The organism is Bifidobacterium sp. B4111, assembly GCF_026537235.1.
Classification (GTDB): Bacteria; Actinomycetota; Actinomycetes; order Actinomycetales; family Bifidobacteriaceae; genus Bombiscardovia.
The window spans coordinates 126207-152002 of record NZ_JAFNMO010000001.1 but is presented as its reverse complement, the minus strand read 5'-3'; the positions used below and the strand labels follow the sequence as shown (position 1 = coordinate 152002).

Here is a 25796-nt window from a genome sequence, read left to right as displayed (position 1 = left end):
TTATTCAGACTGTGCTTCTTTTAGTCTGCAATGCCTACTATTCTAACCTTTCATGCAGACACAGCCGGTTCCTGAATACCTCGGGTGGGCGAGTCGTCGGCCAGCAATCCTGGCACGACGGATAAGAGCCGGTATCGGTGTACTGCTGCTGGCCGTCACCATCGCAGGATGCGCACCCTCAGCGGTTCATGTCAGCCAGCACGACCCCGACAATCTCCGCCCCACAGCCTGCGAGCAGGCGTGGACGCAAGCCCGGCAGTCGGAACGGCTTCAAAAAGATCAGGCAGACAGCCGAGCCCAGGCCTGGGTTCAGGCGGCCCGCGATTGTCCCGCGCGCCTGGACGAAGCCACGGTACACGCAGCCCAGGCTTTGACGGCCTCCCAGGACGGCGAACAGGCCGACCGCCAAAAGAATACGCTCAGACTGGCCCAAGCTGTGCAGCGGCTGGATCCGCTGGCCAAGGCGCTGCCCGCCGAATTGGCCGATCAGGCCATCACCGGCGAAGACCGTTCCGGCTTCGAGCTCTCGGTCCTCGCGGCCCGCAAGACGGATGCCGCATGGATGCTGACCCTAGCCGATGCACACACCGCTGCGGCGCAAATTCTGGTCGGTAATGCCAAGCACGATCCCCGGCAGGGCGTCTATCCCACCACCGATCTGCTGGCCCACCCCGATGAATGCACCGACCCCGTCAACGGAATACAGGCCCCCACCCCTGCCCTGATCGAGATGGATACAGCCCGGACTCTTCTGACCGTAGGGAGAAAACTGAACGGCTCCTCAGGCACGATACGGACTAATGCCAGCCAGAACGCGACAAGCCGCCAGGAGGCCACATCGGCCCTGGTTGACGTAATCGTAGCCCACCTGTCAATGGCCATGGACCTCGGCTACCCAGCCACATCGTCAGCCTTGCTGCAGACACCAAGGCGCTGACTTCCAAGACGGATCAGCCGCCCGCAGGCCGCTCTGATCGCACCCTCAGGTTTCCTCGTCCGCATATACGAACAAGCCCTGCCAATGCGTGCTCAAGACCTGATCAAACATGAAGATCAATCACCAAGCACAATAGATTAACCATCACTCACCGTAGATTTCACGAAACTTTGCGGGTGGCGTTAAAGGTTAAGACAGTGATACTATAGAACGTGTTCCACAGGAGCATTCCATAGGAACGCGGGGGGTATGAATCCGTGCAATGCAGGAGGCGACCCGGTGCTGGCCATCGCATCGCCTTCTGCATTGGGCGGTCTTTTTCATTTGCTCAGCTCGAAGCTCAGAGCCGTGTCAGGCTGCCTGTGGTATTACGCGAACATCCGGCCCGGCCGGCAAACCGACAGCCTTCTATACGGATGCAGCCCTACTTGTTCAATCTGCTGACAGAACCAGACGCCCGTTCCGGGAAGCCTTGCCCTCGCCCATCCCTAGGCAACCGGTGAATTCTCGCCCGTCTGAGGAAGTGATGGTTACTGCGTTTCCTGAGCGTTCCGCCTGGAAGACAAGGCTGCTTCCTTCTTCCTCGGTTACCGTGGCACTGGCTCTTCCGTCGTGAGCCAGGAAGACTGAGACCGTAGAATCGGTTCCATAGGCATATTCTGTTGAGTCCTGTCCCGGGCGAGTGACCAAAACAGTGCCATCACGCACCCAGAGCGGAACCGTGTCGAAGCCATGCTTTTCATGCATCCACTGGCCAGACTGTCGGCAGTCCACCTGCCGGCCAGTGAACCAATCCGTCCATACCCCCTTGGGCAGGTAGTATTCCACGTCACCCGTGTAGGAAAAGACCGGCGCCACCAAAAGCGAGGGCCCGAGCATATACTGGCGGTCGCAATCCAGTGCCGTCCTGTCGTCAGGGAACTCCATGAACATGGAACGCATGACCGGGACCCCGCGCTCGTGTGCGCCAAGTCCGACCTGGTAGAGGTAGGGCATCATGGATATCTTCAACCTGGTGAACTTTCGCAGCACGCTCACTGCGGTCTGCTCCGGAGGATTGGCCACTCCCCTGCGCTGATCCTCCTCATCGAAGAGCCAGGGGACCCGGTAGACAGTGGAGCCATGCAGCCTGGAGTGAGAGGAGAGCAGACCGAACGCTATCCAGCGTTTGTAAACGGCAGGGTCGGGTCTTGCTCCCTCGAAACCGCCGATATCGTGGCTCCAGAAACCAAAACCGGAACTTACCAACGACAGGCCAGCCCGCAGGGTCTGCGCCATGCCGTTGAAGGTGGATTCGCAGTCACCGCCCCAGTGGACAGGTTGCTGCTGGCCTCCCACCGTGGCCGACCGGGCATACAGGCAAGCCTGCCCTTTTCCGTAAACCTCTTCGATGGCCTTGAAGACGGTCTGATTGTACAGTTGCGTATACCAGTTATGCATGCTCGCGGGATCCGAACCGTCGAACCAGACCACATCGGCAGGGATACGCTCGCCGAAATCGGTCTTGATGGCATCTACGCCCTGCTTGAGAAGATGCTTGACGTTCTCCTTGAACCACTTGCATGCGTCTGGGTTGGTGAAATCCACCAACCCCATGCCAGCCTGCCAAAGATCGGTCTGCCATATGTCTCCATTGGGCCTGCGAACCAAGTAGCCCTTGTCTGCAGCCTGGTCAAAGAGGACACTTTCCTGCCCGATATATGGATTGATCCAGGCGCAAACGTGCAGCCCCTTCTCCCGGTGGAGGCGCCCCAGGGTCCCCTCTATGTCAGGGAAGAAGCGCCGATCCCATTGGAAGTCTGTCCAGTGGAATTCCCTCATCCAATAGCAGTCGTAGTGAAAGACGCTCAGGGGAATATGCCGTTGAGCCATGCCATCAATCATGGATGTCACGGTCTCCTCGTCATATTTCGTGGTGAAGGATGTGGTCAGCCAGAGCCCATATGACCAGGCGGGGACCTTGGCCGGACGACCCACCAAGGCCGTGTATCGCTCCAGGATTCGTTCAGGGTTCGGACCGGCGATCAGATAGAAGTCCAGAACTTCGCCAGGCACACTGAACTGCACGGTCTCCGTGTTTTCTGTGGCCACTTCGAAGGAGACATGCCCGCGGTTGTTGACCAGTACACCGTAGCCCTTGCTGGTCATATAGAAGGGAATGTCCTTATACCCTTGCTCGCTGGCTGTGCCGCCATCTTCGTTCCAGATGTCTATGCTCTGCCCATTCTTTAGATAAGGGCCGAATCTTTCGCCGAAGCCGTAGACCCTCTCCCCGACTGTCAGCCCAAGTTGCATGGCAGTGAAGACCGGAGACTCATCATAGGCCCTGGCCGTGGGCGCGACGCCGAACTCACCCACCGGTTGTGTACTAACGGCGGCATCGGGAGCCAGAGCGAACCTTGCCAAAGACTTGCCCCTGGCATGGGTGAGTTCCTTGCCCTCGCAGGCAAAGGCCATGTCGAAAACAGGACCCTTGGTCATGGTCAGGCTCAGGTTGCCCGAGGTCAGAGTCACCGAAGCCCCATCCTCTCCGACCTCGCCGTCGCCAGCGCCTTGAGCGGTAGCCTTGACGAATCCGGAATCAGGATCCTGCTCGTGCACAGGGAAGCCCGGACAGGTCCCGGTCCCCTTCCAATGGGTTGCCTGCACCCGGATAATCCCTTCAGCCGGCGAGGTGGCATGGATCCGGAAGGTCGGCAGGTTCAGAGTGTCGGCCCTGCCGGTCACGACCCTGGTCGTAGCCAGGACATCGATGCTCCTCCCATCAGGTCCTACCGACAGTTCATAGGGAGAACGTGCGTAGAGAGCCTCGACACCGGGCCGGGTCAGCCAATAACCATTGGTGAACTTCATGTTATTTCACAGCTCCTGTAGTAATGCCCTTGGAAAGGGTTCTTTGGAAGATCAGATAGAAGATCAGCGTAGGTACGATGCTGATCAGCGAGGCCGCAGCCGTGGTGGTCACATCCATCAGCCTGTCTCCGGTCAGCGACGCGATGGCAATGGGCACCGTCTGCTTGGAATTATCAATCAGGAAGGCCATGGGAATCATGTACTCATTCCAGGTCCAGATGAAGAAGAAGACCAGCATGACACTCAGCGTGGGCTTGGAGATGGGGAAGACAATGTCTTTGAGAATCCTCCACCGGCTGGCCCCGTCGATTGTGGCAGCTTCCAAGATGGCCTTGGGGAAGGTTCCGTAGACGCTGGACAGAAGATAGGTGCCGAACGCGCTCTGGATAACCGTGAATATGATGACGATCGACCATTGTGAGTTGTATAGGCCCATGGCCTTGAACATGATATAGAGCGGATAGAGCAGAGCTTCCTGCGGCATCATGTTAGCCAGCATAATCAGCAGGACGATCCAGCGCCTGCCCTTGACGCGGCCGATGCCCAGAGCGAAGGAGTTGAGCACCGACAGCCCGACAGCCAGGAATGACACCAGTGCACAAATCCATACGCTGTTCCAGACTTTCTGCGGGAATCGAACTCTGGTCCAGAATTTCACCAGTCCAACAGCGCTGAATTCGTGCGGCCAGGAAAGAGGACCTGAGGCGTTGTAGTCCGCCGTGGTTTTGAAGGCGTTCAGCAGAAGAACAAAAAACGGAAAGAGCATGATCAGTCCGCCGACGATCAGCAAGGCCAGAATCATCCAATCTCCTGTCGTCCGATTCTTCCGTGCCTTGGGAATCTTGCTTACAGCTGTCATGATGTTACTCCTCGTCCTCTTGCTCGACCCGCTGCTGGACGTTGGTGAAAACGACAGAGATCACGATGATCACGATGGTCAGAGCCGTGGATATGGCGGCGCCATAGCCGACCTGTTGAGATTGGAAGAACTGCGTGTACGAATAGTATGAGGGCACGATAGTGCTGTCGCCCGGCCCTCCCTTGGTCAGCATGTACACCGGAGCGAAAACCTTCAAGGCTGCGATGGTGCAGGTCAGGGCTACAACGAAGATTTCCGGCTTGATTGCCGGCAGGGTAATGACTTTGAACCTCTGCCACCAATTGGCCCCGTCCAGACTCGCCGCTTCATAGAGCTCAGGATCGACACGCTGCAGACCGGACATGAATATGACCAGGGGATAACCCAGCTGGATCCAAATCATGATGATCATCAGGAATATCAAGGCGGTATCGGGCGATCCCAGCCAGTTATGCTGAAAACGTCCCAGCCCCAGCCCTTTGAGTATGGCATTGAGAGCGCCGTTTTCGGGTCGGAAGATCCAACCCATGACCAGAGCCGCCACCGAGATAGGCAGGAGCTGAGGGAAGTAGTAAACAGCGCGCATGGTTGAAGCGGTCTTGGCTCCGAACCGTTTTTGAACCACATCGAAGACCAGCGAGGCCAGAATCAGGCCGATCAGAATGGGGATGACGACCATGGCCACGATCATCCAGATGGAGTTGCGGAAAGAAGCCCAGAATGTAGCATCCCTGATCAGCCGCGACCAGTTGTCAATCCCGATCCACCGCGGAGGCCGTATCCCACGGTAGTTGGTAAAGCTTAAATAAATGTTCCAGATTGCCGGCACGATGATGATCCATAAAAGAACCAACAACCCCGGTATCAGATACCACCAGAATCGATTTGAGGGATTGCCCGGTATCCTGGACATCCCGCGTTCCTCATCGGTCTTGGCAGCGACCGGTGCAGGATTTGCACTTCGAGATCCCATTGTTCGTTTCTCCTCAGCCTGAAAATGTGTCTATCAGGGCCCGCTGCAGATGGCAGCGGGGTGGAAGCCGGCGAGGCCGTATCAAGAGCGCACCCGCCGGCCTATGGTTTGACTACTTTTTCAGCCCCGATGTCTCGACGCCTTTGTCATACTTGCCCTGAAGCTCCGTCAGCACGGCCTTGGTGTCCTTGGTCCCGTTGACCAACTCCTGTAGACCCGCGTTGAGCTCGTCATAGAAGGTTGAGGTAGGCCAGTCCGGATAGTAACCCAGACGATCATCCTTGATGACCTGGTTGAAACCGGCGATCAGCTCCTTGCACTTGGGATCGCTTATCTGTGCAGGATCTGCTGCAATGGGCAATCCGCCGGAGTTGCCCATCAGGTTCTGATTCTCTTTGCTCAGCGTTATGTCGATAAACTTCGCTGCAGCGTCCTTTTTCTTGGAACGCTCGGGAATCACCCAGATGTTGCCCGATCCGCCGGGGATCTTCTTGGTTTCAGGGAAGAGGCCGACCTCCCAATTGACATTGGGAATATCGCTTTGGAAACGTCCGAACCACCAAGAGCCCGAGAACAGCATGGGATAGGTCCCCTTCATGAAGTTCTGTCCTGCATCCTCGGCTTTGAGACCCGTCGAGTCCTTGCTGATGTAACCCTTGTTGACCCAGTCCTTGATCGTGTCAGTCGCATAGGTCATGGCCGGGCCTTGCCAGTCCACCTTCCCGTCGTAGCGCTGATAGGCGTCGATCAAGCGCTGGTCGGCTTTTTGCAGGACCAACTGCCACCAGAGATGTTGGAGCGGGTATTCAGCCACGCCCTCGGACAAGGCTGTGACGCCATTGTCCTTGAACTTTTGCATGGCCTGCTCCAATTCGGGCATGGTCTTCGGTATGGCGATGCCGTACTTGTCGAACATGTCCTTGTTGTAGTACATCATCACCTCCTCGCCATAGGTGGTCATGCCGTACCAGTCGCCGGATCCCATGACGCCCTTCTCGTCATACCGGCCCGGGACCGCCAAGGATCCGGTGATCTTCTTGTGCCATTGGTATTTCTTGACGTAGTCGTTGAGGTTGGACAGCAGGCCCTGGCTTGAAAGCAGGCCCGCAGTGGCGTTGCCTTTGTTGTACTCCATCACATCTGGGGCGTCATCAGAGTTGAGGATCTGGCTGGCGTTTTGTCTGATTTGCTCGAAGGTCTTCTTCTCGAAGTTGACCTTGATGCCGGTCTTCTTCTGGAAATCGGCAATGGCCTGCTTCCAGGCTTTGCCCTGGGCGCCGTTATCCTCCTCGTAATACCAGATCTTGATGGAATCAGGATGCTCCTCTTGGGCGCTGTCACTGCCGCCGCATCCGGATAAGGCCATGATGCCCGCCAGACTTGCCACAGCCGTAACAGCTGCCATGATTCTCCGGGGAAACTTCATCGCTCCTCTTTTCCTAGCTTCATCGCTTGATGATTCTCCTTATTGGACAACCATTTTTTAATTTAATGATTTGACTATAATTGACATAGTATTTCGATGTTTTTCGATAACCTATGACGCTACATGAAACCCGGTTTTATCCCCTGTGCGACGGTGCACAGAACATCAGTTTAAGGTTCTCAGCTATGTAGCCGGACCGGCCCAACAGATCCCCTGCGTTTGTAGTCGGAACGGATCAGCTCCACTGTTCCCGGTTTTTCCCCAACGCCTTCCAAACACTCCATCAACATATCCACCCCGCGAGAGCATGTTTCATGAGGTCTCATGGGAATCTCATCGAGAGGACGTTCCAGAACGGAGGCATTGCCGAAAGTACTTAATGCCAGCATGGAAACATCCTTTGGAATCGAAAGTCCACGTCTTGACAGCGCAACAATGACGTTGTTCATGTGACTGATGCTGGTCTGAGCCATGATCGCCGTGATCTCAGGGTCCAGCCGAAAAGCCTGATCAATCAACTGACTGACATGCCTGGCATCGTCGCCGGTGGAATACAGGAAAGTCGTCTTTATCCCCAGCACCTGGGCTCTGTCGATGGCAGCTTTTTTGGTTCGAACCAGGAAGTTGGAACCTTGCTCATAGGACTGGCTGTTGGATCCGACCATGAGCATATGCCGATGACCCATTCGATAGAACTCATCGACAGCTCGTCGGCCCATGGCATGAAAATCCACGTCAACGGAAATCAAATTGGACGGATCTCTGGCATATCCAATGGAGACATAGGGCACCAAGGAGGTATGTGCCTGGGCCACACGTGGATCCTCCATGGTCACATCCAAGAGGAGGACGCCATCGATCATGCCACTGTATGACATCCGCAGGAGTTCATCAGTATCGTCTTCATCCATCAAAAGGACCACGTTGTAGTGGTAGTGTCTGGCCCTGGCAACCACGGCGAAGAAAAAGGTGGCATAGTTCGAATAGTCGGTATAGGGATGCATGGGTGAGCTCAGCACGATCAGGTGGGTCCTGCGGTCCCTGCGGAGTATGGCGGCTCCGGAACCGGGGTGGTAATCCAATTGCTGGACTGCCTTGAGAACCCTGATCTTCGTTGTATCGCTTACAGGCCGCTTGCCCGAGAATACATAAGAAACGGTACTTATGGAAACTCCCGCCAGAGCAGCCACATCCTTGATACCGGCCAAAGGACCTCCTTCAGCAGGAAAACATGAGCCCCTTTATCTTAAAGGTTTAGTCTTGCACACCAAGGCTCATGCACATACCCTCACCAGACAGTATACGAAAAAAGGCCCCGACCGTCGGGCCGGGACCAATGGGGGCGGTTGAGGCGAGATTCGAACTCGCGGAGGGAGTTGCCCTCACACGCTTTCGAGGCGTGCTCCTTAGACCGCTCGGACACTCAACCATGGTCGTTGCCCGACACTGCCGAACAACAACTTTTCTATTATGCCACAGAGTCCCTACCTGGCAAGCGGCGTGGCGCAGTCAACGGTTACCAAGAACAGCCGGAGGGTCATAGTGCGCGGCGGGCCCGGATGGCCTGCGCCCGTTCAGCCAGCTGGTCATCAGGCGGGTAGGCCACATGCTCCAGGGTCAGGCCCCGGGCATCTATGGGACCGGTGGAACCCTCGCGCAGGGGGTGGGCTACCTTGTCGGCAAACCATTGCACGGACCGGCGTCCCAGACCCACCTGAATGCAGGCTGCAACCAGTGACCGGACCATATTATGGGCAAATGCATCAGCAACGATCCGAAAGACGGTCAGCCCGGATTCCATGAAAGTCGGAAGGTATCCGATGGCGCTCTGGTCCGGAGCAGTACCGAACAGATTTGCAGTCGGAACCAGATCCCAGTGTGCGGCCAGGACCTTGCGGATGGTCGTGCCGCCGGGGTTTGGCCTGGCGAAAGACCCAAAGTCATGCAGCCCGATACACTCCGCTGCAGCCTCGTTCATAGCCCGCAGATCCAGGCTTCCCTCCAGATTCAGCACAAAGCCTCGCATGCGAGGATCCCCTGGCTGACCCCCTTGGCTGACCCGATACAGATAGGTGCGTTCCAGGGCAGAAAAGCGGGCATCGAAACCCACTGGGGCCAATCTGAGACCGAGCAGAACAATGTCAGCAGGCAGCAGGTGCCGGAGGCGGCGTTCCAGGGCCTCAACACCATCGACCTCCATATGGCCCCTGCAGGACTCGAGCACAAGATCGGGAATGTCCAGGTGAGCAACCTGGTGGGATGCGTGAACCCCAGTGTCGGTCCTGCCCGCCACGACCAGTCTTGGTTCCCAGACGTCGTGGTTATGAGGAACTCCGCCTTGTGAGCCGCGGGCTCCGGTGATCAGAGACAGGGCCTGCTCGATGCAACCTTGGACCGTGCGAAGCTCCGGCTGCCGGGCCCAGCCATGGAAGCCGCCACCGTCATAGGCCAGATCCATGCGCAGCCTGACAAGGGACATCTTCCCCTCCTGACCTTCCATCAAGACCTCCCTGGCAGCAATGACAAACGGGGCCGGAGAGCCATGCTCCCCGACCCCGTCATCGAATGCAATAACCGATTACTCGGCAGACTTCTCGGCATCCTCAGCCACGTCGGCATCTTCCTCAGCCTGGGCTTCGGCCTGATCCGCCTTGTCGGCGGTCTGTTCCAGATCCTCGGCGGCCTGGTCAGCCTGGGCCACGTCCTGATCGGACTCATTGGCCTCGACAGCCTGGTCGACGGCATCCTTGGCAGCGCCTTCGGCGACAGCGGCATCGGTGGCTGCTGCCACCTCGGCATTGTCGTCCTTGGCGGCCACCTTGGCTGCGGACTCAGCCTCCTTGACCACGGCCTTCTTGGCCGACAGGGGCTCAGTGACCAGCTCGATCACGGCCTGTGGGGAGTTGTCTCCACGGCGGGGCGCGATCTTGGTGATGCGGGTATAGCCACCCTCACGCTGCTGCATCTGCTCGGCGATCTGCGTGAACAGAATGTGAACCACAGACTTGTCGCGGATGACACGCATGACACGACGGCGGGCAGGCAGATCCCCACGCTTGGCGAAGGTGATCAGCCGCTCAGCCAGGGGACGCAGGCGCTTGGCCTTGGGCAGAGTGGTCGTGATACGGCCGTTGGCAAAGAGGCTGGTGGCCATGTTGGCCAACATCAGCCGCTCGTGTGCCGGGCTGGAGGCCAGACGTGGGCCCTTGCTAGGTTTTGGCATTGGATTATCTCCTTACGGCCCGGGAGGACAGGTGGGCATACGCCCGAACATCCGACTTCCCGGAATTGCTGTCAGCAGGCAAAGGAACCCTTCCCCTCGCCCGCTCATACGAAGGCTGCAGCCTCTCACTCGTCGTCAGGCGAGAAGAAGGTGCCCCCCTCGAGATTATTGGTGTCGAAGCCCAGCGGGGAGGCCTTCAGCGACAGCCCCATGCCCTCAAGCTTCTCCTTGACCTCGTCGATGGACTTCATGCCGAAGTTACGAATGTCCAGCAGATCCTGCTCGGTGTGCGAGACCAGCTCGCCGATGGTGTGGATTCCCTCGCGCTTGAGGCAGTTGTAGGAACGCTGCGTCAGGTTCAGATCCTCAATCGGCACGGACATCTGCGGATCGGCTTCTTCCACCACAGGCTCGGGTCCGACCTCCACGCCCTCAGCCTGGGTGTTGAGCTCGCGGCAGAGGCCGAAGAGTTCAACCAGGGTCGACCCGGCGGATGCCACCGCGTCACGCGGCGATATGGCCGGCTTGGTCTCCACATCCAGGATCAACTTGTCAAAATCCGTGCGCTGCTCGACACGGGTGGCTTCGACCTTGTAGCTGACCTTGAGTACTGGAGAGTAGATGGAATCGACCGGGATGCGGCCAATCTCATCGTTGTCCTGCTTGTTGAGCTGGGCCTGGACGTATCCACGCCCACGCTCCACCGTAAACTCGATCTCCAACTCGCCATCCTCGGCCAGGGTCGCGATATGCAGATCAGGATTGGCCACGGTGACACCGGCCGGCGGGGTGATGTCCCCGGCGGTGGCTTCGCCCTTGCCGCTCTTGCGCAAATACATGACCACAGGCTCGTCGTACTCGCTGGTCAGCACGATGCCCTTGATGTTGAGCAGGATCTCAGTGACGTCCTCCTCCACACCAGGCAGCGTGGTGAACTCGTGCAGGGCACCCGAGATGCGGACCGAGGTCACAGCCGCACCGGGTATGGAGCTCAGCAGGGTACGACGCAGGGAGTTGCCCAGAGTGTACCCGAATCCGGGCTCCAGCGGCTCGATGGTGAAACGAGAGCGCTGGGCATTGACGACTTCTTCTGTAAGAGTCGGACGCTGTGCAATAAGCACTGTTGCTATCCTTTCAGCTCCAACCGGTGGTGCACTCACCGGTCTTCGCGGGTGGATTCATGGGTTTTTTAGTGCTCAGACGCGACGGCGCTTGGGAGGACGAACGCCATTGTGTGCCTGTGGGGTCACATCAGAGATGGAACCGACCTCCAGGCCTGCGGACTGCAGGGAGCGGATGGCGGTCTCGCGGCCCGAACCCGGGCCCTTGACGAAGACATCCACCTTCTTGACCCCATGCTCCATGGCCTTGCGGGCTGCGGATTCGGCGGCCATGCCCGCTGCATAAGGAGTGGACTTGCGGGAGCCCTTGAAGCCTACGTCGCCGCCTGAAGCCCAGGCCACTACAGCACCGGAAGGATCGGTGATGGAGATGATGGTGTTGTTGAATGTTGACTTGATATGCGCCTGCCCGACCGGAACCGACTTGCGATCCCGACGACGAGGCTTGCGCGCGGCCTGCTTTGCTGCTGCCATTGATCCTCGTTTCCTTGTCACGAATAACTGATTGCTAGTGCGATTCATCGGGGACCCTCATCCCCGCTTCGCATTCGGCCTTACTTGGTCGCCTTCTTCTTTCCGGCGACGGTGCGCTTGGGTCCCTTGCGGGTGCGGGCGTTGGTCTTGGTCCGCTGACCACGTACGGGCAGACCCCTGCGGTGGCGCTGGCCCTGATAGCAATTGATCTGGATCTTACGGCGAATATCGGCGTCGATCTCACGACGCAGATCACCCTCGATCTTATAGTTGCCTTCGAGGTAATCACGCAGCGTAATGAGCTGCTCATCCGTGAGATCCTTGACGCGGGTGTCCGGATTCACTCCGGTCGCGGCAAGTGTTTCCTTGGCGCGGGTACGCCCCACACCGAAAATGTAGGTGAGGGCTATCTCTATGCGCTTCTCGTTGGGGATGTCGACTCCGGCAAGACGTGCCATTGCGATTCCTTTTTTGTTCTACGCAGGTCGTGCACCGAGTCTTCCGGTCTCCCGGCCCGGGCCTGCGCACCCGGGGTTCAGCCTGTCGGCTGTGACTCAGCGCCTTTGGTGTTCGTTGCCGCTGGGAATCCGCTCAGCCCTGGCGCTGCTTATGGCGTGGGTTTTTGCAGATCACCATGACGCGGCCGTGACGACGAATCACGCGGCAGTTCTCGCAGATTCTCTTCACACTAGGGCTGACCTTCATGGTTTTCCTTTGCTTGTGTACCTTGTTACTTGTACCGGTACGTAATCCGTCCGCGGTTCAGATCGTAGGGACTCATTTCGAGCACCACCCGATCCTGGGGCAGAATGCGAATGTAGTTCTTACGCATCTTGCCGGAAATGGTGGCCAGCACTAGGTGCTTGTTCTCGAGCTCGACGCGGAACATCGCATTCGGGAGAGCCTCGACCACACGCCCTTCCACCTCGATCACACCATCTTTTGCCATAAGCCTTCTATCCGATCCTCGGCCGGTTACACAGCGCATCGAAAGACACGCCAAATGGTAAGTATAGCATGAGTAGACCCAGAATTGGGCAATAGCGTGTTGACACGACAAAAGGGCCGTCTGGACGGCTGCCGCTCAATCAGTATAGCAGTCATTCAGGCGGTCCGTTACGGAATCGAGTCCCTCAGTCCTCGATGGCGATGTTCTGCGTGTTGTCAGCAGGTTCGATGCTGGTCTTGGGCAGAGTCACCTCCAGGGTGCCGTTGGCATAGTGGGCATGAATGTCCTCCTGGCGGACTTTGTCGCCAACGTAGAAGCTACGGGAGCAGGATCCGGTGTAGCGCTCACGCCGAATCCACCGTCCCTGGTCATCCTTGTCACCCTGGTCACCGTTCTTCTGGGCGGAGACAATCAGGTAGCCATCCTCCAGACGCAGGCCGATGTCCTTCTTGTCGAAGCCGGGCATGTCGATGGAGAGCTGGTACTGTCCATCCTTCTCACGCACATCCGTGTTCATCAAGGGGCTGTTCAGCGCGTTCTTGGCGCCCTGGCCCTGCCGACGCCCGTCACGCCAGTTGTTAAAGAAGGGATCATCGAAGAAGTCGCCGAAGATCGAATTGTTCATCAATGCGGGAAACATAGCCATAATCACATCTCCTGATTCTCTAAGTCATAGTTTCTGCGGACCGGAACCCCAGGTGGACATCCTGACCTGTCCTCCCGGGCTCCCTGCCCTTCACTTTGTCCAAACCGCAGGCCCCGGGTTTCATGCCCAATGTTCACCCAAAGAATAAAAGTTGAGTCTAGGAGACTCAACTTTTGACAGTAGCCCAGCTTGCTCTTCCTGGTCCTCTCATTCTTCGGGCCTTCAATGACCACATGTCAGACATTACGGGACAGAATTCTTGTGACGTAACTTTGAGGCATTTACCATAGGATAAGATTCCGCCAGCCCCCGCAGGCTCTTGAGGGCGGACCCAATCGCATGTGGACCGGACGGACCGGCCATTCCTAGTCAAAGGAGCTCAGATGCTCACCAACGAATACATCAAGCGCGTATACCAGCAGGTTGAGAAGCGCGACGGCGACCAGCCGGAATTCCTGCAGGCTGTCCGCGAAGTTTTCTCCAGCCTGGAACCCGTGGTGGAGCGGCATCCCGAGTATGAGGCCAATGGCGTGCTGGAGCGCCTGGTCGAGCCCGAACGTGCAGTCAAGTTCCGTGTGGCCTGGACCGACGATCAGGGCCACGTTCAGGTCAACCGCGGCTACCGGATCCAATTCAACTCGGCCATCGGCCCCTACAAGGGCGGCCTGCGCTTCCACCCGACCGTGACCGAGTCGGTCATCAAGTTCCTGGGCTTCGAGCAGATTCTGAAGAATTCGCTGACTGGACTGCCTATGGGCGGCGCCAAGGGCGGATCCGACTTCGATCCCAAGGGCCGCTCGGATGCCGAGGTCATGCGCTTCTGCCAGGCCTTCATGACTGAGCTGCAGCGCCACATCGGACAGTTCACCGACGTGCCCGCCGGCGATATCAACGTAGGATCCCGCGAAATCGGCTACCTGTTCGGCCAGTACAAGAGAATACGCGACGAGTACTCGGGTGTTTTGACCGGCAAGGACCTGACCTTCGGCGGCTCCCTGGCCAGGACCGAGGCCACGGGATATGGCCTGTGCTACTACACCCAGGAGGCCCTGCAGACGCTGCGCAAGGATTCCTTCCAAGGCAAGACCGTCGTCATCTCCGGTTCGGGCAACGTGGCCATCTTCGCCACCGAAAAGGCCCAACAGCTGGGCGCCAAGGTGGTAACGGCATCCGACTCCAACGGCTACGTTTATGACCCCAATGGGATTGATCTCGACGTGGTCAAGGACATCAAACTGGGCCACCGCGGCCGAATTCGCGAGTATGCGGACCGCGTGGACTCCGCTGAGTACCACGAGGGCTGCAAGGGCGTCTGGACCGTGCCCTGCGACATTGCCCTGCCCTGCGCCACGCAGAACGAAATCGACGAGGAATCCGCAAAGACCCTGGTCGCCAACGGATGCACGGTGGTCTGCGAGGGCGCCAACATGCCCTCCACCCCCGAGGCCATCCAGGTCTACCAGGATAACAAGGTGCTCTACGGGCCCGCCAAGGCCGCCAATGCCGGCGGCGTGGCCGTCTCCGGCCTGGAGATGAGCCAGAACTCCCTGCGCCTACAGTGGACCTTCGACGAGGTGGATCAGCGACTCAAGGACATCATGACTGGAATCTTCCAGAAGTCCTACCAGGCCTCCAAGGAATACGGGCATGAGGGCGACCTGATGCTGGGCGCCAACGTGGCCGGCTTCACCAAGGTGGCCGATGCCATGGTGGCCCAGGGCATCCTCTGAGATCGAACCTGATTCCTATTCATAAAGGGCCTGACCTGCTGAATTTGCAGGTCAGGCCCTTCTTTTCATGGGGATACCAGTAGCTCAGATGGGGATTGAACTTAGCAAGCCATCAGCTATGCGTAGGGGCGGGAGCATCAGTCATGTGCCGCCCCCACCCCACTGGTTTTGCTTATTGCCGAATCGCAAACTATCGGTGCCTACTCCCAAGGTTCGACAATTCAGGAGAACCCTACTCTAGCTCCAAGGCTCCGGTGTAGAGCTGGTAGTACTCGCCGTGCCTGGCTATCAGCTCATCATGATTGCCGCGCTCAATGATCCGTCCGTGATCCAGAACCATGATCACATCGGAGTTACGGACCGTGGAGAGCCGGTGGGCGATGACGAAGACCGTTCGGCCGCGCATCAATGCGTCCATGCCCTGCTGGACCACCTCCTCGGTGCGTGTGTCGATTGAGGAAGTGGCTTCGTCAAGGATCATGGCCGGCGGATCGGCCACAGCCGCCCTGGCAATGGAGATCAGCTGGCGCTGACCCTGGGACAGCCCGCTTCCATCCCCTTCTAGAACGGTCTGGTAGCTCTGGGGAAGCATGCGGATGAAGCTGTCGGCGTTGGTCATCCTGGCAGCTTCGATGCACTCCTCGTCCGTGGCATCCAGGCGCCCGTAGCGGATGTTGTCCAGGACGGTGCCCGTGAAGAGGTTGACATCCTGAAGGACGATGCCCAGGGAGCGGCGGAGGTCAGGCTTGCGGATGTTTCTCACATCGATCCCGTCATAGAGGATCTGCCCCTGCTGGATGTCGTAGAAACGGTTGATGAGGTTAGTGATCGTGGTCTTGCCGGCCCCCGTGGCGCCGACCAAAGCCACCTTCTGCCCGGGCTTGGCAAACCAGGTGATGTCGTGCAGGACAGGCTTGCTCGGGTCATACCCGAAGCTGACATCGGTGAATCGCACATCCCCCTGGAGGAGGGTGTATCGGCCATCAGGCGAGGTGATGGCCTGATCCTTGGCCTTCAGGGCCACATCCCGGGCATCGCCTGGAAGCTTCATGGCAGCCTCCAGCGAGCGCCTGCCGTCGTCATCGGCCTCACGCTTCCAGGCCCAGTGCCCTGTCTCATGGTCGACAGGGGTCATGGTCCGCCCGTCCGAGGCCAGTTCGACGCTGACCAATCTGACCGTGCCCTGGTCGGACTCGACAGGCTGGTCCATCAGATCGAAGATCCTGGAGGCGCCGGCCAGGGCCATCATGACCATGTTGAACTGCATGGAGACCTGGCCGATGGGGTTGATGAAGGAGCGGGAAAGAGTCAGGAGGGAGACGATGGTTCCCAGGGTCAGCGGCCCTGCCCCGGTCAGTCCCACATTGCCCATACCCGCGATGCCAGCCAGGCCTCCGACGATGGCCAGGATCACATAGAGCAGGTAGCCCATGTTGCCCACGACCGGCATGGTGACGTTACCGTAGGTGTTGGCCTGGGCCGAAGCCTGAAAGAGTTCCTGGTTCCTCTGCTCGAAGACCTTGGCGGTGGCATCCTCATGGTTGAAGACCTTGATGACCTTCTGCCCGTTGACGGCCTCTTCCACGAAGGCGTTCACCTGGCCCAGATAGCGCTGCTGGTGAACGAAGTAGCGACCGCTTCGGGTGACCAGAACCCGGACCACCACAATCAGAACCGCCGCGAAGACCAGGGTCAGAACGGTGAAGGGGATGGAGAGCCAAAGCATGGAGATCAGGGCTGCCAGGGCGGACAGGACCGAGGAGACCATCTGCGGGAAGGACTGGGAGATGGCCTGACGGAGGGTATCCGTGTCGTTGGTGTAGCGGCTCATAGTGTCGCCGTGCTCATGAGTATCGAAGAAGCCGATGGGCAGCTCCTGCTGGTGGGCGAACATCTGGTCGCGGATGGTCTTCAACGTGCCCTGCTCCACCTTGACGATCAGCCAGTTCCAGAACCAGGAGCAGAAGGTCCCCACTGCATAGAGGCAGCCCATCAGAATCAGGGTCCTCATGAGCGGTCCCCAGTCAGGGTCGGCGGCTCCGACCAGAGGCAGGATGTAATGGTCGATCAGCGGTTGGAGGAAGAAGGCCGATGCCGCCTGGGCCCCGGCGCTGATGATGATGCAGACCACGATCACCGCCAGCTGCCAGCGGTAAGCCAGCAGGTAGCGCAGGATGCGACGGGTCGTTCCCGGCGCGGCTTTGTCCAGGCGGGGCTTGCGGTCCTTGAATGATCCGTCACTCATGATCCTTGTCCTCCTCGCTCTGGTTCCTAGTCTGTGACTCGTAGATGGATCGGTACTCCTGACATGTTCGCAGGAGCTCCTGGTGGGTGCCCTTGTCGAGAATCCTGCCCTCCTCCAGGACCACGATCATGTCAGCGTCCTCCACAGAGGCCAGACGCTGGGAGATGATGATCTTGGTAGTGTCGGGGATCTCCTGGCTGAAGGCGTGACGGATCAGCTGGTCGGTCTTGGTGTCCACGGCGCTGGTAGAGTCATCCAGAATCAGGATGTCGGGCTTCTTCAGCAGGGCACGCGCTATGCACAGACGCTGTCGCTGGCCGCCAGAGAGGTTGGTGCCGCCCTCATCCAGGTAGGTCTGATAGCCGTCGGGAAACTCCCGCACGAACCCGTCGGCCTGGGCCAGAGTGCAGGCGCGCACCAGCTCTTCGTCCGTGGCTTGAGGATTACCCCAGCGCAGGTTCTCGGCGATGGTCCCGGTGAAAAGGACATTCTTCTGGAGCACCATGGCCACCTGGTCGCGCAGGACGGTCAGGTCGTATTGGCGTACGTCCACACCGCCCACCTGGAGGGACCCCTCAGTTACGTCATAGAGACGGGGTATGAGCTGGACCAGGCTCGATTTGGAGGAGCCGGTCCCACCCACGATGCCCAGGGTGGAGCCCGAGGGAACGTCAAGATTGATATGGCTCAGAACAGAGCGTTCGGATCGCTCCGAGTAGCGGAAGGTCACATCCTGGAAGCTGATGGACCCGTCGGCCACCTTCATGACCGGCTTGGCGGGATCATGCACAGTGCTGACCTCATTCAGCACCTGGCAGATGCGCTCGGCCGAGGCCTGTGAGATGACGACCATGACCACGATCATGGAGACCATGTTCATGGCCATCATGATTTGTATGGCATAGGTGACCAGGGCGGTCAGATCGCCTGTGGTCAGTCCTAGGGCCGCATTGTTCCCGGATGCCACAATCTGGGAGGCGCCCATCCAGGATATGACCAGCAAAGAAGCATAAATACAGAAGTTCAACAATGCCGGATTCAGGCTCATGATCCGCTCGGCCTTGCAGAAGGCACGGTAGATAGCCAGGGAGATACCGTTGAATTTGCGCTCCTCGTAGTCCTCCCGGTTGTAGGACTTGACCACCCTGATGCCCTGAAGGTTCTCATCCACCACATTGTTGAGGTGGTCGTAGGTGTGGAAGACCCGCTCGAAGATGGGATGAACCAGCAGGGACAGACCGATCAGGCCAAAGCCCAGGATGGGGATGGCGATCAGGAAGACCAGGGATATGGGCCTGGAGATCCTATAAGAGAAGAGCCAGGCCACGATGACCATGATCGGCGCCCTGACCCCGACCCTGATCACCATCTGATAGGCGTTCTGCAGGTTGGTCACATCGGTGGTCAGCCTGGTGATGATGGACCCCGTTGAGAAGCGGTCGATGTTGGTAAAGCTGAAGGATTGCACTTTGGCGAACAGATCGCTGCGGACATTCTTGGCCAGGCCGGAAGAGGCGATGGCCGCATACCGTCCGGACATGAACCCGGAGAACAGGGAGACGGCCGAGCAGGCCAGCAGGATCAGCCCGAACTTGAAGATGGCCGGCATGGACCTCCCCGAGACCCCTTGGTCAATCAGGGAGGCCATGATGGTCGGGATCACTATCTCGAGGACGCTCTCCAGAAAGACGAAGGCCGGAGCCAGAAAACTGGCCTTCCGGTATTCGCGCAGGGAGCGCAGAATGGTTCGGATGGTGTGCTTTGGACGCGCTGGTTCCTGCTTATCCGATCTGACCACGGATGCCGTAGAGCCCTTCAAGTAGACCTCTTCTGTTACTGTACTGGTTTCTGTATTTTCCCGGCCAATCACCGACATGCAATACCCTCGCCAGAGGGTCTGAATGCACCAAGGCTATCACCCTGTCCGCCAGTGTTGGGCGGACGCGCAGGGATTTCCGCCCTCCACAAAAAGAAGCTGTCATGCCACTTGGGTCATGCAGCTTCTTTGCCTTAGCCAGCCTTATCAGGGTCTTGCGAACCAGCCACTCTTAATCTTGGTTTTTATCTGGCAATTTCTGATTCAAGGGGTGACAGGCCTCTCACCTGACAGGTGATGAGTTAACGCTCGTCAAGCTGAGTGATGATCTGCTTGGATATCTGATCGACCTCACCCTGGCCGTCCACTGCGACCAGAAGACCACGGGTCTTATAGGTGTTCAGCAGCGGGGCGGTCTCTTTGGCATAGATATCCAGCCGCTTGGCGATGGCCTCGGGGGTATCGTCCGCCCGGCCCTCCTCCTTGGCACGCTTGGCGATGCGCTGCATGAGCACGTCATGGTCGGCGTCCAAAGCCACCACAGCCGTCAGCGGAGTGTTCAGCTCTTTGAGCATCTCGTCCAGCGCCTCGACCTGGGAGGCCGAACGCGGATAACCGTCAAGAATCCAGCCCTGGGCGGCATCATCCATGCCCAAGCGGTCCTTGACAATCTTATTGGTCAGCTCGTCTGGAACCAGTTCGCCCTTGTCGGTGTAGGCCTTGGCCTGCTTACCCAGCTCGGTTCCGTTCTTAAGGTTGTAGCGGAAAATGTCACCAGTGGATATGGCCGGAATCCCATAATGTTTACTGAGCAAGGCCGCCTGCGTGCCCTTGCCTACACCTTGAGGTCCCATGATCAACAGTCGCTGTGCCATTCCCTATCCTTTGTTTGATGTTCTTGGTCTACAGTCCTAGGCGGACCAAACCGCGCAGAACCCTCTTTACCGTATGCTAGCGTCTGCCCGGTCCAAGAGCAGATTCAGCACACTCAAACTCATACGAACTGTCTTCCTGGCGCGGGCCTGACACAAAATGGTCCGGCTCCATGTCAACAAGTGACAGGGTCGGACCATAAGCTGTTTGGATTGATACCACTTGCAGGTGTCTGGCCGAAGGGTCAGCCCTCCTTGTGGTCGCCCTCCAGCAGGAAACCGGTGTACTGGAACTGCTCGGTCTGCGCCCTGGCCTGGCGCAGGGTGTCCAGGCCGACGCCGGCGATAATCAGTATGGTGGTCCCGCCGAAGGGTAGCTTAGAGTTGATCTTCAGCAGCATGATCAGCACCGTGGGAATCAGGGCCACGAAGAGCAGGTAGATGGCTCCAACCGTGTTCAGTCGGTTCATCACGTATGACAGGTACCGGCTGGTGGCCCGTCCGGCCCTGATACCCGGGATGAAGCCGCCGTACTCCTTCATATTGTCAGCCGTCTCATCGGGGTTGAAGGTGATGGAGGTGTAGAAGAAGCAGAAGAAGACGATCATGACCGAGTAGAGCACGATGTACCAGACCGAGGTCGTGTTGGCCATGTTGGCGTTGATCCACTTGACCCAGTTCTGATCGGACTTGCCGAACTGGGCGATAAGGGTGGGAATAGCCAGAATAGAGGAGGCGAAAATAGGGGGAATCACGCCTGACATATTGATCTTGAGCGGCAGATAGGTGGAGGATCCGCCGTACATCTTGCGGCCGATCATTCTTCTGGTGTACTGGACGGGGATGCGACGCTGTGCCAGCTCCACGTAGTCGACCAGAATCAGGATGACCACCAGAACAGTCACCACAATGCCGAATTTGACCCAGTCACCGTTCTTGCCGTTGGTCCCCCAGCCGATGTTCCAGAGCTGGGGCAGGAAGCCGGAGCAGATGGAGATGAAGATCAGGACGGACATGCCATTACCGATGCCCTTGTCGGTGATCAACTCGGCCATCCACATGATCAGACCGGTGCCGCCGGTCATGATCAGGACCATGACCACCAGATTCCAAACGGAGCTGTCTGGAATGACCTGCTGCTGGCATGCTCCGTTGAAGAGCGCACCGTTGCGGGCTGTAACCAGAATGGTCGTGGACTGCAGCACGGCCAGACCGATGGTCAGATACCTGGTATATTCGGTCAGCTTGGCCTCGCCCGACTGACCCTCCTTGTGCAGAGCCTCGAAGCGAGGAATGACCACGCGCAGCAGCTGCACCACGATGGATGCGGTGATGTAGGGCATGATGCCCAGTGCGAAGATAGACAGCTGCAGCAGAGCCCCGCCCGAGAACAGGTTGACCAGACCGATGAAGTCCTCATTACCGGCCGTGGTGATGCACTTCTGCACGGAAGGATAATCCACGCCTGGGGTAGGTATGAACGACCCAATGCGATAGATGATGATGATGCCAAGAACGAAGAAGATTTTCTTCCTCAGCTCCTTGGTCTTGAAGGCCTGGATTAACGTCCTCACCTAAGTTCCCTCCCTACGCGACCGCGCGTTGGTCTCGGTGCATCGCACCTTCTTGCTCCGACCAGCTTAACCGATGGTTCCGTCAAATCATGATGGCAACCGGGTCGGAAACGAATTCCGGCCCCCACCCGCTTGGAGCCGGGGAGGGCCGGAATCACATCTGCCTTGCGGTCTGTCCCCTGCGAGTATCAGTTCTCGGAGACGGACCCGCCTGCGGCTTCTATCTTGCTTCTGGCCGAGGCCGAGGCCTTGATGCCCTTGAGGGTGAAAGCGGCCTTTACGTCGCCGTCACCCAGGACCTTGACAGGGCGGCCCTTGCGAACCGCTCCCTTGTTGACCAGATCCTCGACGGTGACCTCGCCGCCCTTGGGGAAGAGTCCTTCCAGAGCACCCAGGTTGACCACCTGGTACTCCTTCTTGAAGGGGCTCCTGAATCCACGCAGCTTGGGCAGCCGCATGTACAGGGGCAGCTGGCCGCCTTCAAAGCCCGGACGTACCTGGTAGCGTGCCTTGGTGCCCTTGGTGCCACGACCGGAGGTCTTACCCTTGGACCCCTCACCGCGACCCACACGGATGCGGTCGCGCTTGGCGCCCGGAGCAGGACGCAGATCGTGCATCTGCATGATGGTGGGCTCTTGCTTGTCGCTGGCCATAATCAGTCTGCCTCCTCTACGTTCACCAGGTGGCGGACCTTGTTGGCCATCCCCCGGTAGACGGGGGTGTCCTCACGCAGGACGGTCTGGCCGATCTTGTGAAGGCCCAGAGACCTGACGTTCTCCTTCTGGCGGTCGGTGGCATGAGCCACGCCCTTGACCAGAGTGATCTTGATCTGCTTGGTCATCACTCACCTGCCTTCGACTGCTCGTCAGCCTTGGCCTTGGCCTCTTCGCGTTCCTTGCGCTCGTCGGCAATGCCGACGGCACGTGCGCGCAGGAGGGAGTCGGGGGCGACCTCCTCCAGGGGCAGACCGCGGCGTGCCGCGATCTCCTCGGGCTCCTCCAGCTGCTTCAGGGCAGCTACAGTGGCCCGCACCATGTTGACGGCCGTAGCCGATCCCATGGACTTGCTCAGGATGTCGGTGATGCCGGCGCACTCCAGGACGGCGCGAACCGGACCGCCGGCGATAACGCCGGTTCCTGGGGCTGCAGGCCGCAGGAGGACAGTACCGGCCGCATCGTGGCCGATCACCGGGTGGGTGACGGTGCCGCGGATGCGGGGAACGGTGAACATATGCTTCTTGGCATCCAGCTGACCCTTGGAGATGGCTGCGGGAACCTCGCGGGACTTGCCGTAGCCAACGCCCACGGTGCCCTTGCCGTCGCCCACGACCACCAGGGCCGCGAAGCTGAAGGTACGACCTCCCTTGTGGACCTTGGAGACGCGGTTGATGGTCACGACCCTGTCGAGCATGTCGTCACGCTCGTCGCGGTCGCGACGGCCACGACGGCCATCCCTACGGCCGTCACGGGAACCGCCCCGACGACCGCCTCGGCGATCATCGTTCCGGTCGTTCCGATCCCTTCTGCCACCCTGGCTGGACTGAGCGTTTGTGGAATCTTCAGTCACCTGGGTTGTTTCCTTTGTCGTTTCGTTGTCGCTCACAGTGCCAAACCTCCCTCACGGGCGCCTTCCGCAACCGCTGCGACCCTTCCGTGGTACTTGTTGCCACCACGATCGAAGACCACGGTGGTGATGCCAGCCTTCTTGGCCTTGGCTGCGATCTGCTCGCCGACCTTGCGGGCGGCCTCGGTCTTGGTGCCCTTGAAAGAGCCGTAGTCCGAAGCCATGGTCGACTCGCTGACCAGGGTGACACCCCTGGTGTCGTCGACGATCTGGGCGATCATATTGCGATTGGTCCGAGTAACCACCAGACGGGGACGCTCTGCCGTGCCGGAGACGTGCTTGCGCAGACGGGCATGGCGGCGCAGACGGGCGATCTTCTTGCCTTTGCCTAGTATCGAGACCGACATATCACTTACCAGCCTTTCCAGCCTTGCGCAGGATGTGCTCATCGGCGTACTTGATGCCCTTGCCCTTGTAAGGCTCGGGAGCACGCAGGGCGCGGATGTTGGCCGCGGCCTGGCCGACAGCCTGCTTGTCGATGCCGGAGACGACCACTTCGTTGGCGTTCGGCGTCTCGAAGGTGATGCCCTCCGGGGGGTCGACAGTGATGGTGTGCGAGTAGCCCAGCGAGAACTCCAGGGACTTGCCCTTGGCGACCACACGGTAGCCGGTGCCGACGATCTGGAGGTGCTTGCTGTAGCCCTTGGAGACGCCTTCAACCATGGACGCCACGATGGAGCGGCTCAGTCCGTGCTTGGCCTTGGTGGTGCGGTCCTCGTCGGCGGGGGTCATGATGATCTCGTTGCCCTCGACCTTGCCGGTGATGCCCTCAGGCAGCGTGTATGCGTCGGAACCCTTGGGGCCCTTGGCGGAGAATTCCTGGCCCTTGAAGGCCACCTCCACACCTGCCGGAACGGCGATGGGGAGCTTACCAATATGCGATGCCATGTTCAGCTCTCCTTTCTCACCATACGTAGGCGACGATTTCGCCGCCGATGCCCCTGTCGAGGCATTCCTTCTGGGTCATCAGTCCCGAGCTGGTCGAGATGATGGCGATTCCCAGCCCGCCCAGGGGCATGGGCAGGGAATCCGACTTGGCGTACCGGCGCAGACCGGGCTTGGAGACGCGCTTGATGCCCTGAATGGACTGGCGTCCATCGGGACCGTACTTGAGCGTGATCTCCAGATCCTGCCCGACGCGCGCCTCCTTGGCGCGATAATCGGCGATGAAGCCTTCGCGCTTGAGAATCTGCGCGATGTTCGCCTTGAATTTGGAGTACGGCATGTCGACTGTTTCATGCTTGGCCGCACTCGCATTACGCAGACGTGTCAGCATGTCTGCGATGGGATCTGTCATTGTCATGTGGGCTTATGCCCTTCCTCGCCGTGGTTTCCGCCGCCGGGCAGCAATCTGCCCTGACCGCGGACCTTCAGCGTCGATCTTTACCAACTGGACTTCGTCACACCCGGCAGCTCGCCGCGATGGGCCTTCTCGCGAAGGCAGATGCGGCACAGGCCGAACTTGCGATAGACGGAATGAGGACGACCGCAGACCTGGCAGCGCGTGTAGCCACGCACCTTGAACTTCGGCTTGCGTGCCGCCTTGTTTCTCAGAGCGGTTTTTGCCATATCAGTTCTCCTTGAAGGGGAAGCCCAGCTGCTTGAGCAGCGCCCGGGCCTCCTGATCGTTCTTGGTGGAGGTCACCACGGTGATATCCATACCACGCTGGTGATCGATCTGATCAGGATCGATCTCGTGGAACATGGACTGTTCCGTGAGACCGAAGTTGTAGTTGCCCTGGCCGTCGAACTGACGGTCGCTGATGCCGCGGAAGTCGCGGATACGGGGCAGAGCCAGGGTCAGCAGTCGATCCAGGAACTCCCACATGCGCACGCCGCGCAGGGTGGCGAAGGCGCCGATGGCCTGTCCCTCACGCAGGTGGAACTGCGCCACGGACTTCTTGGCCTTGGTGATCTTGGGCTTCTGGCCGGTGATGGCCGTCAGGTCCTTGACCGCGCCCTCAATCAGCTTTGAGTCGCGTGCCGCGGCCCCCACGCCCATGGAGACTACAACCTTCTCGATCCTGGGCACCTGCATGGGGTTGGAGAACTTGAACTCCTTCTCCAGCTCGGGCACGATGCTCTCGCGGTACTGCTGCAGCAAACGAGGGACTGCCGGTGCTTCAACGGTGGTATCGCTCATGACAGCTCCTTGCCTGACTTCTTGGCGAAGCGGGTGCGCACGACCTTGACCTTGCCGTCACGCGCCTCCTCCTTGATGTTCACGCCGATGCGAGTCGGCTTCTTGGTCTCCGGGTCAATGACCATCACGTTGGAGCGATGGATGGGCGCCTCGGTCGGGACGATGCCCGACTCCTGACCCTGCTGGGTAGCCCGCACATGCTTCTTGACGATCTGAATACCCTCGACGATCAGACGGTCATTGGGCAGAATCCGCAGAACCTTGCCCTCCTTGCCGCGATCCTTGCCGCGGATGACCTTGACCTGGTCGCCTGTCTTGATCTTGGCTACCAC

28 protein-coding genes and 1 tRNA gene are annotated in these 25796 nt (G+C 59.0%); 2 read left to right on the top strand and 27 right to left on the bottom strand.

From position 1 onward, the window contains the following. The first annotated feature begins 52 nt into the window (after positions 1-52). On the top strand, positions 53-937 hold the full coding sequence (locus tag J3T93_RS00705) for a hypothetical protein (protein WP_267430148.1): 885 nt from the start codon (positions 53-55) through the stop codon (positions 935-937). Between the two features lie 432 nt (positions 938-1369). Here the strand turns inward: J3T93_RS00705 and yicI are convergent, their stop codons facing one another. The 14 genes from yicI to J3T93_RS00635 form a co-directional block, all read right to left on the bottom strand. Then, the gene (gene yicI / locus J3T93_RS00700) at positions 1370-3790 is read right to left on the bottom strand and encodes an alpha-xylosidase (protein ID WP_267430147.1); all 2421 of its coding nucleotides are present in this window, start codon (positions 3788-3790) and stop codon (positions 1370-1372) included. A 1-nt stretch (position 3791) separates the two neighbouring features. Then, positions 3792-4649, bottom strand: a complete 858-nt coding sequence (locus tag J3T93_RS00695; RefSeq protein WP_267399409.1) for a carbohydrate ABC transporter permease — start codon at positions 4647-4649, stop codon at positions 3792-3794. A gap of 4 nt (positions 4650-4653) precedes the next feature. Then, positions 4654-5622, bottom strand: coding sequence for a carbohydrate ABC transporter permease (locus J3T93_RS00690; protein ID WP_024626773.1), 969 nt, complete (start codon positions 5620-5622; stop codon positions 4654-4656). Between the two features lie 112 nt (positions 5623-5734). Beyond that, positions 5735-7027 carry an ABC transporter substrate-binding protein gene (locus tag J3T93_RS00685; RefSeq protein ID WP_267430146.1) on the bottom strand — a complete coding sequence of 431 codons (1293 nt, stop codon included), beginning with the start codon at positions 7025-7027 and terminating at the stop codon, positions 5735-5737. A 200-nt stretch (positions 7028-7227) separates the two neighbouring features. Then, positions 7228-8256: a LacI family DNA-binding transcriptional regulator gene (locus J3T93_RS00680; protein WP_267399406.1), complete on the bottom strand. Its 1029-nt coding sequence runs from the start codon at positions 8254-8256 to the stop codon at positions 7228-7230. Positions 8257-8391: 135 nt separating this feature from the next. Next, a tRNA-Ser gene (locus J3T93_RS00675) sits at positions 8392-8477 on the bottom strand. 108 nt (positions 8478-8585) lie between these two features. Further along, positions 8586-9548: a tRNA pseudouridine synthase A gene (locus J3T93_RS00670; protein WP_267430145.1), complete on the bottom strand. Its 963-nt coding sequence runs from the start codon at positions 9546-9548 to the stop codon at positions 8586-8588. Positions 9549-9626: 78 nt separating this feature from the next. Then, positions 9627-10271: a 50S ribosomal protein L17 gene (gene rplQ / locus J3T93_RS00665; RefSeq protein ID WP_024626776.1), complete on the bottom strand. Its 645-nt coding sequence runs from the start codon at positions 10269-10271 to the stop codon at positions 9627-9629. 125 nt (positions 10272-10396) lie between these two features. Beyond that, entirely contained in the window at positions 10397-11392 is a 996-nt protein-coding gene (locus tag J3T93_RS00660; RefSeq protein ID WP_015022327.1) for a DNA-directed RNA polymerase subunit alpha, read from the bottom strand. 75 nt (positions 11393-11467) lie between these two features. Beyond that, positions 11468-11866 (bottom strand): 30S ribosomal protein S11, encoded by a 399-nt coding sequence (rpsK, locus tag J3T93_RS00655; protein WP_015022328.1) that lies wholly within the window; start codon positions 11864-11866, stop codon positions 11468-11470. An 80-nt stretch (positions 11867-11946) separates the two neighbouring features. Beyond that, a complete protein-coding gene (rpsM, locus tag J3T93_RS00650; RefSeq protein ID WP_015022329.1) occupies positions 11947-12324 on the bottom strand; it encodes a 30S ribosomal protein S13 in 378 nt (125 codons plus the stop codon). A 133-nt stretch (positions 12325-12457) separates the two neighbouring features. Next, on the bottom strand, positions 12458-12571 hold the full coding sequence (rpmJ, locus tag J3T93_RS00645; RefSeq protein ID WP_015022330.1) for a 50S ribosomal protein L36: 114 nt from the start codon (positions 12569-12571) through the stop codon (positions 12458-12460). Positions 12572-12596: 25 nt separating this feature from the next. Then, entirely contained in the window at positions 12597-12815 is a 219-nt protein-coding gene (infA, locus tag J3T93_RS00640; RefSeq protein WP_015022331.1) for a translation initiation factor IF-1, read from the bottom strand. 184 nt (positions 12816-12999) lie between these two features. Continuing rightward, positions 13000-13461, bottom strand: a complete 462-nt coding sequence (locus J3T93_RS00635) for an Hsp20/alpha crystallin family protein (protein ID WP_029678055.1) — start codon at positions 13459-13461, stop codon at positions 13000-13002. Positions 13462-13844: 383 nt separating this feature from the next. Between J3T93_RS00635 and gdhA the strand changes: the two genes are divergently transcribed. Next, the gene (gene gdhA / locus J3T93_RS00630; RefSeq protein WP_024626778.1) at positions 13845-15191 is read left to right on the top strand and encodes an NADP-specific glutamate dehydrogenase; all 1347 of its coding nucleotides are present in this window, start codon (positions 13845-13847) and stop codon (positions 15189-15191) included. A gap of 232 nt (positions 15192-15423) precedes the next feature. Here the strand turns inward: gdhA and J3T93_RS00625 are convergent, their stop codons facing one another. From J3T93_RS00625 to rplX, 13 genes are all read right to left on the bottom strand, one after another. Further along, positions 15424-17439 (bottom strand): ABC transporter ATP-binding protein, encoded by a 2016-nt coding sequence (locus J3T93_RS00625; RefSeq protein ID WP_267430588.1) that lies wholly within the window; start codon positions 17437-17439, stop codon positions 15424-15426. Further along, on the bottom strand, positions 17429-19312 hold the full coding sequence (locus tag J3T93_RS00620; RefSeq protein WP_267430144.1) for an ABC transporter ATP-binding protein: 1884 nt from the start codon (positions 19310-19312) through the stop codon (positions 17429-17431). Before J3T93_RS00620 ends, J3T93_RS00625 begins: the two co-directional genes overlap by 11 nt. A 242-nt stretch (positions 19313-19554) precedes the next feature. Beyond that, on the bottom strand, positions 19555-20127 hold the full coding sequence (locus tag J3T93_RS00615) for an adenylate kinase (protein ID WP_267430143.1): 573 nt from the start codon (positions 20125-20127) through the stop codon (positions 19555-19557). A gap of 242 nt (positions 20128-20369) precedes the next feature. After that, positions 20370-21698 (bottom strand): preprotein translocase subunit SecY, encoded by a 1329-nt coding sequence (secY, locus tag J3T93_RS00610; RefSeq protein ID WP_024626782.1) that lies wholly within the window; start codon positions 21696-21698, stop codon positions 20370-20372. 188 nt (positions 21699-21886) lie between these two features. After that, positions 21887-22351: a 50S ribosomal protein L15 gene (rplO, locus tag J3T93_RS00605; RefSeq protein ID WP_267430142.1), complete on the bottom strand. Its 465-nt coding sequence runs from the start codon at positions 22349-22351 to the stop codon at positions 21887-21889. Between the two features lie 2 nt (positions 22352-22353). Continuing rightward, positions 22354-22539 (bottom strand): 50S ribosomal protein L30, encoded by a 186-nt coding sequence (gene rpmD / locus J3T93_RS00600; RefSeq protein ID WP_024626784.1) that lies wholly within the window; start codon positions 22537-22539, stop codon positions 22354-22356. Next, complete coding sequence (gene rpsE, locus J3T93_RS00595) at positions 22539-23300, bottom strand: 30S ribosomal protein S5 (RefSeq protein ID WP_267430141.1); 762 nt, start codon at positions 23298-23300, stop codon at positions 22539-22541. Before rpsE ends, rpmD begins: the two co-directional genes overlap by 1 nt. Then, entirely contained in the window at positions 23297-23668 is a 372-nt protein-coding gene (gene rplR, locus J3T93_RS00590) for a 50S ribosomal protein L18 (protein WP_267430140.1), read from the bottom strand. Before rplR ends, rpsE begins: the two co-directional genes overlap by 4 nt. 1 nt (position 23669) lies before the next feature. After that, on the bottom strand, positions 23670-24209 hold the full coding sequence (gene rplF, locus J3T93_RS00585; protein ID WP_267430139.1) for a 50S ribosomal protein L6: 540 nt from the start codon (positions 24207-24209) through the stop codon (positions 23670-23672). A gap of 16 nt (positions 24210-24225) precedes the next feature. After that, positions 24226-24624, bottom strand: a complete 399-nt coding sequence (gene rpsH, locus J3T93_RS00580) for a 30S ribosomal protein S8 (protein ID WP_024626787.1) — start codon at positions 24622-24624, stop codon at positions 24226-24228. Between the two features lie 80 nt (positions 24625-24704). After that, positions 24705-24890, bottom strand: a complete 186-nt coding sequence (locus tag J3T93_RS00575; protein WP_015022346.1) for a type Z 30S ribosomal protein S14 — start codon at positions 24888-24890, stop codon at positions 24705-24707. 1 nt (position 24891) lies between these two features. Beyond that, positions 24892-25464: a 50S ribosomal protein L5 gene (gene rplE / locus J3T93_RS00570; RefSeq protein ID WP_024626788.1), complete on the bottom strand. Its 573-nt coding sequence runs from the start codon at positions 25462-25464 to the stop codon at positions 24892-24894. Further along, entirely contained in the window at positions 25461-25796 is a 336-nt protein-coding gene (gene rplX, locus J3T93_RS00565) for a 50S ribosomal protein L24 (protein ID WP_015022348.1), read from the bottom strand. Before rplX ends, rplE begins: the two co-directional genes overlap by 4 nt.